Origin of the sequence: Paenibacillus sp. HWE-109, from assembly GCF_022163125.1 — a bacterium.
Lineage (GTDB): Bacteria > Bacillota > Bacilli > Paenibacillales > NBRC-103111 > Paenibacillus_E.
This window is the reverse complement of the sequence record NZ_CP091881.1, coordinates 4,467,841-4,479,980: the sequence shown is the minus strand read 5'-3', so window position 1 is coordinate 4,479,980 and position 12,140 is coordinate 4,467,841. Positions and strand designations below refer to the sequence as shown.

Genomic DNA, 12,140 nt, shown 5'->3' with positions numbered 1-12,140 from the left:
TATTTCGAAAGAAAAGTCAACTTTAAGAAAAGCAATGTTGATATAGTAGTAGACAGGATTAGAAGAACCTTGGGAACAGGTCAATGAGGAGGGCTAAGGGTGGTATGGGAGCGTTTGGGCGTATTAACAGATGAAGTGTCTGCCCACTTCGAAGAGGCGTTGGACTGGGCTGCTGAACAGGGCTTGAAGCATGTTGAAATTCGCGTAATCAACGGACAGAATGCAGCTGATCTGGATAACGAGCAAGTAAGTGAAATTCGGCGTCAGGTGGAGGCGCGGGGATTGTTCATTTCAGCGATTGCTTCGCCATTGTTTAAGTGTGCGCTGGATCCTTCGAGGCAAGTTGCCGCAGGGGATACTTTTGGTCAAAGGGAAGAAAGCGTGCAGTCGCATTTTGCTAAATTAGACCGGGTTATCACGATTGCGAATATGCTTGGGACAACGAGAATTCGTATCTTTTCATTTTGGCGGGAAGCGGACCCTGCCTCGCATAGAGATGAGATCGTACGTTATTTGCAGCAGGCAGCAGTGGTGGCAGAGGCCCGGGGTGTTCAGCTTTTACTGGAGAATGAGCCAGCATGCAACGGGGGTTATGCGGAAGAAGTGGCGGTGATTGTCCGTGCGGTTGCATCGCCTGCCCTTCGGGGTTTATGGGATCCGGGCAATGAGGCCTATGGCGGGCTGGAGGCATTTCCAGCTGGATACACGGCTATGAAGGATGTGCTTGCACATGTTCATCTCAAGGATGCCTATATCCGTGAAGACGGACTGCCCCATTGTGTTCCGCTAGGTTCAGGCAATGTGCCCGTTATTGCTCAGTTGAAAGCGCTGCTCGCAGACGATTATAATGGACTTTTTACGATTGAGACACATTATGTGCCAGTCGGGGGCAATCAGATGATGGGTACCTTGATGTCCCTGCAAGCACTTCGTGTTCTAATGAGCGAGGTGTAGCCCGTGACGAAATGGAGATTCGGAATTATTGGCTGCGGCTCAGTCGCAGATTTTCATATCGAGGCGATCCGCCAGATGGAGGAAGCTGAGCTTACATGCGTGTCGAGCCGCAACGAAGCGAAAGCGCAAAAAAATGCCGAACAAGAGAGTTGTGCCTGGACGACGGACTATCATGAGCTGTTGAGCCGGGCGGATGTCGATATCGTCTGTGTGACGACCTCCAGCGGCAGTCATGCCCGCATTGGACTTGATGTGCTGAATGCCGGCAAGCATCTCATTATCGAAAAGCCCATTGCGATGAGTTCGCAAGAGGCAATGGAACTCGTACGTACAGCAAAAGAACGCGGCGTTATCCTCTCCGTCATCTCGCAGAGGCGATTTGAGGCGCAGAATCAGGCGATAAAACGCGTGCTTGATGAGGGAAGCTTAGGTAAACTGCTTTTGGCAGAATTGTCGATTCCGTTCTTTCGTTCCCAAGCTTATTATGAAAGCGCTGATTGGCGCGGTACCCGCAATGAAGATGGCGGTGTTTTGATGAATCAAGGCATTCATGGGCTGGATCTATTATTGTGGTTTGCAGGAGAGATTCAGAGCGTATTCGGCAAGATAGCAACACAAACGCATCAAATGGAAGCAGAAGATCTGGGACTTGCTTTGCTGCAATTCAAGAATGGCGCATTCGGAACCATCATGGCATCTACCAGCATTCAGCCGGGATTCGCAGCTACCATGAATCTGTACGGAGACAAGGGGACAATTAAGTTGGAAGGATCTTCCATTGTTCATTGGTCGGTACCAGGCTGGAGTGAGCCCCATTGGACACAAAGCCACATGTATGGCGGCATCTCAGATCCGCGAAGCATCGTTTCCGATTTTCATCAAAGTCAATTCATTGATGTAATCGCAGCGATTGAAACCGGGGGGGAACCGTTGGTAACCGGAGAAGATGGCTGGAAGGCGCTGCAGCTGGTTGAAATGATCTATGAGAGTGCGGCATTAGGCGCGCAAATACAAAACGGGGAGGGAACACAATGAGTAAGCAACAGCAGGCTGCGAAGCACGCCGTGGATGCATTGAAGGTGCAAGTTTATCAAGATCGTCATGTCATGGGGGCTGCTGCAGGAACTGACGTTGCCGCCAAAATCAAAGAGCTGCTGCTTGTCAAACCATCGATTCGGATGATTTTTGCTGCTGCACCGTCACAGAATGAACTGCTAGGCCATTTGGCGGCGGACAACACGATGGATTGGTCGCGCATCACAGCTTTTCATATGGATGAATATATCGGATTACCGAAAAATAGTCCGCAAACCTTTAGCTATTTTTTGAACAAAAGCCTCTTTGAACGAGTTAATCCGGGTAGGGTTCATTTAATTGACAGCTCAAATTCGAGCGCGGCAGAATGCCTTCGCTACAGCGAACTGATTCAGGAAGCTCCCATTGATATCGTCTGTCTGGGCATCGGGGAGAATGGACATATTGCTTTTAATGACCCGCCAGTAGCTGATTTCAATGATCCTTTGCTGATCAAAAAGGTTGAACTGGACGACGCATGCCGTCAGCAGCAGGTAAATGATGGTTGTTTCCCTTCATTTGCAGATGTCCCAACGCATGCCTTGACCCTTACGATTCCTGCTCTTCTCGCTGGCGCTCATCTATTTTGTATCGTTCCAGGCAGGACGAAGCATCAAGCGGTTAAGCGAACATTGAGTGGATCTATTTCCACGGAATGTCCTTCGACGATACTAAGGAACCACTCGGACTGCACCTTATATGTGGATCGTGACGCTTATGGGCCTGTCTAAGACGCAAGTGAAAGCCATCCATTATGCGACCGAGCAGCCCGTTGTGATGGGAATTGAGAACGGATTCATCAAGTCGATAGAACCGGTCCATCTGCAGGAGCATGAGAAATCCGAACTGGCGATAGTCGCACCAGGCTTGATCGACTTGCAAATTAATGGCTATGCAGGCTGTGATTTCAACCTAGGTTCGATGCCTGAAGATATGGTCGGCAAGGTGATCCGAATGCTCTGGCGAGAAGGTGTAACAGCCAGCTATCCAACGCTGATAACGAACAGCGATGAAGCTATTACGCAGGGGCTGAAAACGATAGCTCGCGCCTGTGAGGAAGACCCGGTTGCTGCTGCCGGCATCGCAGGCATTCATCTGGAGGGTCCCTTCATTTCTCCGCATGACGGCGCAAGAGGGGCGCATAACCTGGGGTATGTCAGGGCGCCGGAGTGGGAGCTGTTCTGCCGTTGGCAGGAAGCTGCCGGAGGAAGGATTCGCCTTCTCACCCTGTCCCCGGAATGGCCGGGGAGCGGTGATTTTATCCGTCGATGCTCGGAAAGCGGCGTTACGGTGTCGATCGGACATACGTCTGCAGCATCGGAACAAATTCAGGAAGCGGTCGCATGCGGAGCGCGCATGTCTACCCACTTGGGGAACGGTGCACAGCTATCCCTGCCGCGTCATCCCAATTATATCTGGGAGCAGCTAGCGCAGGAGTCCTTGTGGTGTTGCCTGATCGCTGACGGCTTTCACTTGCCTGATCAAGTCTTAAAGGTAGTGCTTAAAGTAAAGGGAAACAAGGCTATGCTTGTCAGTGACGCAGTTTCAATCAGCGGATTGGCGCCAGGCGCGTACACCTCTCATATTGGTGGTAACGTTGTACTCACCCCTGAGGGAAAGCTGCATATGGCAGAGAATGAGCAGTTGTTGGCTGGTTCCGCGCAAATGCAGCTTTGGGGAATTGAGCACCTGCTGAATCGGGGAATCGCAAGCTTGACAGACGCATGGAATATGGCCTCTCTCGGACCCGCGAGTTGTATGAACTTAATTTCAGCGGCAGGTTTGTCGCCCGGCGCGCCTGCTGACTTCGTCTTGCTCAGTAAAGAAGGAAACCGTCTTCGCGTGGAACAAACGTACAAATCAGGTGAACGTGTATTCAAGCGGAATTCACTTCATCACTAGGAGGAGCCATCATTGAAATTTGCAGCATTTAGCGGTGTTTTTATTTCACACAGTATTCAAGAAGCGATGAAGCTGACCCAACAGCTGGGCATGGATGGGATCGAGATAGCTGCTCGCGAGCCACATCTCTCACCCACAACGAGTGCTCCGCGGATCCAGGAAATCAAGACGCTAGCAGCGGATTTGGGGCTGGAAATTCCGGTGCTTGCCGGCTATATGGGCGGCTTCTCGACAGCTAGTGATCAAGAGTGTGAGGAAGCATTTGGCGATTTTAATCGTTTGTTGGACATGGGTGGAGAACTGGGATCATCGATGATTCGGGTAGCACCGGGAGGGCCGAATGCGTTCATGGCGCACGACTACCATTATGCCAAAGCGGCTCACTGGCTGAATAAATGCGCTGAGGCGGCACAAGCCTATCAGATAAAACTCGTGCTGGAAATCCACAATCAGTCGCTTGTAGAAACCGTAGACAGCAGCTTGAAGCTGCTGGATCTGATTGAGCATGACCATGTTGGGGTGATTCATGACGCGGGTAATATGTATATTACGGAGACGGATTATGGCAGGGATTCCATCGTCAATCTAGGCAAGCACTTGTTCCATGTCCATGTCAAAGATGAGATTCGTGTGGCGGAGGTTGGTGCGCCGGGCACTTTCCTTAACCTGACGCATCGCGGAGAAGAGGGGTTTCTGCAAAGTCGCTTGGGCGAAGGGGCAGCCGATCATCAGCCCATGTTCGATGCCCTGAAAGAAGTCGGTTATAACGGATGGATAACACTGGAATGTCATGCGCCGTTTCCTGCCTACGAACGGCTTGCGCATGATTTTCAAGTAGTCAAAAAAATGTTGTCTTGGGAACATGCATAACATATGCTTGGGTAGTCAATTAGCTCAGGGAAGGTGGTCGGAATATGGATAAAGGGAATGGCATGTCCTATTTGCAAAGCAAGTCCCAATTGAATCAGGACTTTCCTTTCAAAATATTTCGCTACTCGAGCCAGCTATTGAAGCAGCCTATGCATATTCACGATTACGTTCAAATCGCTTATGTGCTTAATGGCGTATGCAATCACCAGTTGCGCGGTAAATCGTTGACCGTAAGCCGGGGGGACGTCTTCCTTATTGCTCCGGGTCTTGAGCACAGTTTCCGTGCTATCGAAGACAAAGCGTTTGAATTGGTGCTAATTGATTTTCTGCCGTTTCTTATATCCGAGCAACTAAAACCTTTTTCAGGTACCTTGGGGCCGCTGCTGTACCCTTCTGAGGATAACGTCGAGAGCGCTGCAGTCCCACAACCGTGGCTGCATATTGGGAAAAACAAGCAAATATTGTTCGAGCATCTCCTGCAAGATATGCAAGATGAGTTTGAGCATAGGGAGCTCGGCTATCAGTATGCGATCCGGATAACGCTGGCCAAGCTGCTCATCTTATTCGACCGTGAGTGTCGCAAGGCTAAACGAAAGCCGGCCAAACAACCGACACTTGTCGAGCAGCAACCAATTGATGAAGTGAAACGCTATATCAATGACAACTATAGTCAAGACATCCCACTCGAGCATGGAGCTTTTCTTGCCAATATGGCACCGGCTTATTTCAGTCATGTATTCAAGAAGGAAACGGGGCAGACGTTTATCGATTTCGTCAATGAAGTCCGTATCGAGCGGGCTATGGAGCTTATACGCCGAGATGCGCATACGATCACGCAGATTGGTTTTCAGGTTGGTTTCCATCATTTGAGCCATTTTATTCGCACCTTTAAGAAGCGAACAGGGATCACGCCGACCGAGTATAAGAAAACATTTCGTAATTTCTTATAAATCTGATTAGAATAGAGGTCTTTACATATGAGCCATCCACAATTGAAAATTGGCATTATTGGACAAGGGCGCAGTGGTCGCGATATCCATGGAAATTTGCTGGCCCAAATTACGGAATACTACAAGATTGTCGCCGTTGCTGATGCCATTCCTGAGCGTCAAGCACTCGCTCGCCAAGAATATGGCTGTGCCGCCTACTCCACTTGGGAGGAAATGGTAGAACATGAGGAGCTTGATCTGGTTGTTAATGCCTCAGTGAGCCACCAGCATTTCTCGATTTCCCTTGCCTTGCTGAATCGGGGATTCCACGTGCTTTGCGAAAAGCCGCTTGCCAAAACTGCCGAAGAAGTAGACCAATTGATAGAGGCTTCTGAGCGAAATGGGAAAATATTGGCTGTCTTCCAGCAATCCCGTTACCAGCCAGCCTTTGTGCAAATTCGCAAAGTGATTGAGTCGGGCGTCTTAGGAAGGATTGTACAGATTAATTTCACGTTGAACAACTTCGCCCGCAGGTGGGATTGGCAAACACTGCAAAGCAACAATGGCGGAAGCTTAATGAATACGGGGCCTCATCCCCTTGATCAAGCGTTGCAATTGTTTGGGACAGACACCATGCCATTCATTACATGTATCATGGATCGGGCCAACACTTTCGGAGATGCGGAAGATTATGTGAAGCTGATCATGCGTGGAGCGGGGCGTCCGACGATTGATCTGGAAATTTCTTCGACGTGTGCGTACCCGCGTGAAACCTTTCACATCCAAGGCACGAACGGCGGGCTGAAAGGGACAGGCCAGGAACTGGAATGGAAATACTTTGTGCCGGAGGAAGCGCCGGAGCAGAAGCTTATTAAGGAGCCGCTGGTGAACGCGAATGGTTTGCCTGCTTATTGCAGCGAAACACTAACTTGGCATGCAGACAGCTGGAATCTTGTACTTGCCGAAGACCGCGATACGATGAGTCATATGACGGAGCAATTATACCTCATGCTCCATCGGGCGCTGACACAAGGGGCTGATCTTGAAATTACACCGCAGCAGGTACGCCAGCAGTTGTTGGTTATCGAAGAGTGTCAAAAACAAAATCCACACATTTATTTGACTTAAATGAAAGCCTCTTAACCGAAAACCTCGGTTAAGAGGCTTTTTTAAAAGAATATATTTGGAGTTGATCGCTGCCCGTTACCCAGTGGCCTCGCAGGAGATAAGGGAACCTCAATCCGTTATTCTAGCAAAAAAGTGCCCATATCGCGAGGTTAAGGGAACTACAGGGCGCTATTTTGCTGTTTCATGAGAAATTCAGCGATTTTCGCGGAAATAGGACCCTGTAGTTCCGCTACCATCCTAGCATCCCTGCTATTTGACCAAATAGCGTCCCACAGTTCCCTCAATAGAATTTGTCGCTTGTAAGAAGCTCAACATTCAGAGCGGCGAAGCCGTTTTTTTCATTGGCGTCACCTTAGACTACTTTGCTACGGAGGTTCGTGGACTCCAAGGGGATTTAATGAACGGCATGGTGCTTATAGACGAGAAAATAGTTGTACCGTGAGCCAAACTCTTACGAATTCCAAAGACCCTATTTGATCAAAATTGGTCATTTAAAAAATCTAGCGAATCCCAAATTCGCTATTTCGCAAAAATGATCACAAAACCGCCCAAAAGCGACTACTTAACGCCAATACAATTCGATAGATCGCAAAAGTAGCCAATTTCTCGTCTATAAGCATCATACAGTTCGTTAGAGTTACAGATTGTGAGAGAGGCTACAACCTGATGCGTAGTGTTGCAAAGGTCATCTTGCAGATTGAGTGCGAAGCTACAACCCGGCGTGCAGTGTTGCCAAGATCCGCGAACTGGCGATCAGCTATGCCAAGGTCTGCGAACTGGCGATCAGCTATACCAAGGTCCGCGAACTGGCGATCAGCTATGCCAAGGTCCGCGAACTGGTGATCAGCTATGCCAAGGGCCGCGCCCCAGTTAGCAGCTTCACCAAATAGCCAGATCAAGCGGAAAAATAGCCGTTATGTATATATTCCGAAATTTGGATAAAAATACGTAGACGGAAATGCTTGGAAAGCGGCAAAGTTGGGGAGGCGGTATCCTATGGCAGATTGGCAATGGTTGAAGCGATTGTCGAAAAAAGGGACTCAAAGCCAGCAGTTCCGCAGGAATCCGCCAAAGCAAGCTACCATTAATGAAACGATGGAACAAAAAGAAGCTGAGCTCATCAGTCCATATATTGAAGAGACAAAGTCGTTCATTGAACAAATGCTTGGTGAAAATGATGATTTTGTACTGCGCGAATTTTGCATATTTGATCTTTATCCCGCTTTCGTGATGTATTTCTCTGACTTAGTCGATAAGCAGTATTTGAACGAACATATTTTAAAACCGTTAATGTTAACGTCCACACACGAACAAGGGAAGGACAGCCGTCCCTTGAAGGAGGTTTTGCTCAACGATACGCTGTACGCCTCAGAAGGCAGAACAGAAGGGCGTCTAACGGAGATTGTCCAAGCCATCGTGCAGGGGGAAACGGTCCTCGTTGTGGAAGGGTTAGAGGAAGCGTTCCTTTTCAGCACACGCCATGTGGACAAGCGATCGATTACACAACCAGAGACGGAACAGGTCATCCGAGGCGCCCGGGAGGGCTTCATCGAATTGTTGGGAACGAATCTCTCGTTGCTGCGATATCGCTTGCCCACCCCGGAGTTTCGGGTGAAAACGATGCGCATTGGGCATGTCACCAAATCCAAAGTAGCGATTTGTTACTTGGATGGGATCGTGAATCCCGAGCTGGTTAAGGAAGTATTCCGAAGACTATCCCTGATCGATACGGATGGCATCATTGATATCGGTTACTTGGAACAGTTTATCGAAGACAACCATATCTCGCCGTTCCCGCAGATTCAGAATACCGAACGCCCGGATAAAGCCGTTGCTAATTTACTGGAAGGACGAGTTATCCTGCTGGTGGACGGCTCACCGTTTGCGCTCATTCTACCGACTGTATTCAGCCAGTTTTACCAGACGGTAGAAGACTATTCCGAACGATTTATTCTAGTCAGTTTCATTCGGTTGGCGCGACTGGTAGCGCTGGTATTCTCATTAATATTTCCCTCTTTATATGTGGCCTTGATTTCGTTCAATCCCGAGCTTATACCAACGGAGTTCGCGGTCGCTGTTTCAGGAGGGAGAGCAGGGGTGCCTTTCCCTTCGGTCATTGAAGTTCTCATCATGGAGATTTCCATGGAGGTTTTGAGGGAAGCGACCTTGCGCCTGCCCCAGCAGGTTGGCGGAGCGCTCTCGATTGTCGGGGTGCTTGTCATTGGACAGGCTGCCGTCGCGGCAGGCTTCATCAGTCCGATAACCGTCGTCATCATTGCATTAACGACGATTGGTTCTTTTGCGACACCAGCCTACAACGCAGCTCTTGCATTAAGGATGCTGCGCTTTCCGCTCGTTATTTTGGCAGGCATATTTGGCTTATATGGGGTTATGATCGGATTAATTCTCATCGCCAATCATATGCTTTCGCTCAAATCGTTCGGGGTCCCCTATTTAAGCCCCGTAGTCCCTGGAAACTTTCAGGGGATGAAAGATACAATTGCACGCTTTCCTCTATGGGCTATGCCGAAGAGACCTGCTCTTTTGCATACGCCAAATGAAACGCGTCTGGGTTCTGACATTAAGGAATTAAAAGATAAACAAAAGCCAAACAATACGTTGGATCCGATCAAAGTATTGAATTCAAAGGGGGAGATTTCCGATGGAGCAGCCTCGCCAAATCACAGTCATTCAAGCAGCGATCATATTGATTAGCTCGATTATTGGCGTAGGTGTGTTGGCGCTTTCGCTCTTTGGTGTGCGAGCAGCAGATTCAGCGGCGCCGCTCGTTACTATTTTAGGCATCTTCTTAGGAACTGTCGGACTTTGGCTGCTTACGAAGCTTGGCATGCGTTTCCCCCGTCAGTCGATTGTCCAGTACAGCGAAGAATTAATCGGCAAATGGACGGCTCGTGTGTTCAGCGTCTTAATTATTGCTTTTTTTTCTATCATAACCGCACTGGCTTCTCGTGAATTTGGGGAAGTTGTTGTTACATCAGTTATGACGAAAACACCATTGGAAGTGACCGTTATTGTGATGCTGATCCTTGCGGCCATTTCTTCGCGTGCGGATATGACGACTTTTACTTATTTCCATCACTTTTACTTCCCCATCATCGTGTTTCCACTTGTATTAATTGTAGTTCTTTCCTTGAAAAATGCGCAAATGGTCTATTTGATGCCAGTATGGGGCAATGAACCGAGTGGCATGTTTGCCGGGACGCTTACGATGGCTGCCTTGTTTCAGGGATCATTCATCATAACACTGGTGATTCCTGCTATGCGCAGGCCGGAGAGAGCGATGATAGCGAGTTTCGTCGGCATGGTTATTTCGGGTGGACTGTACCTGCTCATTGTTGTGGCCACCGTTGGGGTATTCGGAGCGGAAGAGGTCAAAAATTTAGTGTGGCCAACGCTCGAGCTGGCAAAGACGACATCATTGCCCGCTAATATTCTCGAGCGATTGGATGGCGCTTTTCTTGCCGTATGGGTGACAGCTGTGTTCACAACACTGCTATCGAGCTACTACTCGGCTATTCGTTTTTTAATGCAATTATTTCGCCTGCAAGATCATAAATTGTTCTCGTTTTTTCTGATTCCTTTTATCTATGTCATCGCGATGCTTCCTCAAAACTTGCTTGCTATGTATGACTTTATTGAGGTTGTCGGTCGTTGGGGATTAGTTTTTACGATCGGTTACCCCTCCGTTTTGCTTATCGTAGCCCTCATTCGGAAGAAAAATCAAGGGAGTCAGGGTGATCCAAGTGTGGCGAAACCGAATTAAGCGAATATTCGTCTTCCTATGTTTCGTTCCCCTGCTCACAGGATGTTGGGATCGGTTGGAAATTGAAGATCGAGCGGTTGTGCTGGCCATTGCGATCGATGAAGCAACGTCCGAAGACAAGAATGAGAGCAGCAATGCTACCCAAATGACGAAAAATGATTCGAACATCAAAAGACCATTGATCAAGATTACCGTACAAATTGCTGTCCCTGGACGCATCCCTTTGGGCGCTGGGGGCACGGGAACGCCATCGAATCAGAAACCTGTCTGGGTATTGAGCAGCTTCGGATATACGATCGAAGACTCCTTGATGAATCTTCAGCAGCAGTTGGCAGATCGTCTGTTCTATGGGCATTTGCGTGTTATCGTCGTTTCAGAAGCCATTGCTCGCAAGGGGATTCAGAACGAAAAGGACTTCTTCCGCCGTCAGCCACAAGTACGAAGAACGGTTTGGATGGTTGTTTCCAAAGGAAAAGCTTCTGAACTTATGAAAGCAACGCCTCAATTAGAACGTGTACCCTCTTTATATTTGCTGGCTACGCTTGAACACGCTACAGATATGGGGAGGCTCCCCAATTATTTCCTGGGGGTGTTTTACAGCGCGAGTTCTGCCAAAGGGCAGGAAGGAGCGCTGCCTTATCTTGAATTGAAGAAAGCATCGAATATCGAAATTGCGGGATTGGCTTATTTTAAAGGGGATAAAATGGTAGGGGCTACGACCGCACTGCAGATCGGTCATTTTATGGCAATGAAACAAATCAATCCTGGGGGATACAGCGTCTTAGAGCAAATTCCCGAGTCGGATACAACGGTTGTTTTTCAATCCACTCATCGGAGGGCCAAAATTATAACCAACATTGTGAACGGTAAGGTTCATGCTACCATCGTGAGTCAGATCGAAGGTGATTTGCGAGAAAAAACAGACGAAAATTGGCTCATTACCAGGGAAACAATCAAAAAACTGGAGCAGAAAATTGAAAAAGACGGTGAACAAGGGTTTCTGAAATTAGTTCAGCAAACGCAAAAAGATGCTTGTGATATTTTTGGCTTTGGTGAATATGTGCGTGCTTTTCAACCCTCCTTTTGGAATCGGGAAGTTAAAAACAAGGAGCAGTGGAGCAACTTGTACAAGACGATGACTGTCGATATTAAAGTGCAAATCAAGATTCGACGTATCGGAACGAAAACCCAATAGGTCCTCGTTCCTGCCAGCAATCGGAGGGGGTTAATCATGATAACCTTTAATTACTACACCATCATGCTGTTGCTCCTTTCAGGGATTCTTGTTTTGGTTTTTGATGTCAAAATTTATGCCAAAGCCAATCTGACAAGGGAGAAGAAGGGGGCTTTAATCCTAGGTTGGCTCAATATCGTTCTCGCTGGCCTGTCCTATATCTGTTATTTCATTTATGATAAATGGTTCTGGAAATAATTGGGCAGTTTTCTTGCGCAGAATACCCCGAAAATAGCCTATTTCGAAAATGAACACAACAGGAGTG

The 12,140-nt window shown here is 48.3% G+C and carries 12 protein-coding genes; all 12 read left to right on the top strand.

Going from position 1 to position 12,140, the window contains the following annotated elements:
• Positions 1-99 precede the first annotated feature (99 nt).
• The 12 genes from LOZ80_RS19285 to LOZ80_RS19230 all read left to right on the top strand — a co-directional run bounded on the left by LOZ80_RS19285 (position 100) and on the right by LOZ80_RS19230 (position 12,073).
• A complete protein-coding gene (locus LOZ80_RS19285; protein ID WP_238172840.1) occupies positions 100-954 on the top strand; it encodes a sugar phosphate isomerase/epimerase family protein in 855 nt (284 codons plus the stop codon).
• Positions 955-957: 3 nt separating this feature from the next.
• Entirely contained in the window at positions 958-1,989 is a 1,032-nt protein-coding gene (locus LOZ80_RS19280; RefSeq protein WP_238172839.1) for a Gfo/Idh/MocA family protein, read from the top strand.
• The gene (locus LOZ80_RS19275; protein WP_238172838.1) at positions 1,986-2,759 is read left to right on the top strand and encodes a glucosamine-6-phosphate deaminase; all 774 of its coding nucleotides are present in this window, start codon (positions 1,986-1,988) and stop codon (positions 2,757-2,759) included. The genes LOZ80_RS19280 and LOZ80_RS19275 overlap by 4 nt, the downstream gene beginning before the upstream one ends.
• Positions 2,746-3,930: an N-acetylglucosamine-6-phosphate deacetylase gene (locus LOZ80_RS19270; protein ID WP_238172837.1), complete on the top strand. Its 1,185-nt coding sequence runs from the start codon at positions 2,746-2,748 to the stop codon at positions 3,928-3,930. Before LOZ80_RS19275 ends, LOZ80_RS19270 begins: the two co-directional genes overlap by 14 nt.
• A 12-nt stretch (positions 3,931-3,942) precedes the next feature.
• Positions 3,943-4,800 (top strand): sugar phosphate isomerase/epimerase family protein, encoded by an 858-nt coding sequence (locus tag LOZ80_RS19265; RefSeq protein ID WP_238172836.1) that lies wholly within the window; start codon positions 3,943-3,945, stop codon positions 4,798-4,800.
• Between the two features lie 44 nt (positions 4,801-4,844).
• The gene (locus tag LOZ80_RS19260) at positions 4,845-5,750 is read left to right on the top strand and encodes an AraC family transcriptional regulator (protein ID WP_238172835.1); all 906 of its coding nucleotides are present in this window, start codon (positions 4,845-4,847) and stop codon (positions 5,748-5,750) included.
• Between the two features lie 27 nt (positions 5,751-5,777).
• Positions 5,778-6,857, top strand: a complete 1,080-nt coding sequence (locus tag LOZ80_RS19255) for a Gfo/Idh/MocA family protein (protein ID WP_238172834.1) — start codon at positions 5,778-5,780, stop codon at positions 6,855-6,857.
• 701 nt (positions 6,858-7,558) lie between these two features.
• Positions 7,559-7,747, top strand: a complete 189-nt coding sequence (locus tag LOZ80_RS19250) for a hypothetical protein (protein ID WP_238172833.1) — start codon at positions 7,559-7,561, stop codon at positions 7,745-7,747.
• 106 nt (positions 7,748-7,853) lie between these two features.
• A complete protein-coding gene (locus LOZ80_RS19245) occupies positions 7,854-9,572 on the top strand; it encodes a spore germination protein (protein ID WP_443147040.1) in 1,719 nt (572 codons plus the stop codon).
• A complete protein-coding gene (locus tag LOZ80_RS19240) occupies positions 9,520-10,641 on the top strand; it encodes a GerAB/ArcD/ProY family transporter (protein WP_238172832.1) in 1,122 nt (373 codons plus the stop codon). Before LOZ80_RS19245 ends, LOZ80_RS19240 begins: the two co-directional genes overlap by 53 nt.
• Positions 10,613-11,836, top strand: a complete 1,224-nt coding sequence (locus tag LOZ80_RS19235) for a Ger(x)C family spore germination protein (protein ID WP_337951024.1) — start codon at positions 10,613-10,615, stop codon at positions 11,834-11,836. The genes LOZ80_RS19240 and LOZ80_RS19235 overlap by 29 nt, the downstream gene beginning before the upstream one ends.
• A gap of 36 nt (positions 11,837-11,872) precedes the next feature.
• Positions 11,873-12,073 carry a CLC_0170 family protein gene (locus tag LOZ80_RS19230; protein ID WP_238172831.1) on the top strand — a complete coding sequence of 67 codons (201 nt, stop codon included), beginning with the start codon at positions 11,873-11,875 and terminating at the stop codon, positions 12,071-12,073.
• The last annotated feature ends 67 nt before the right edge of the window (positions 12,074-12,140 follow it).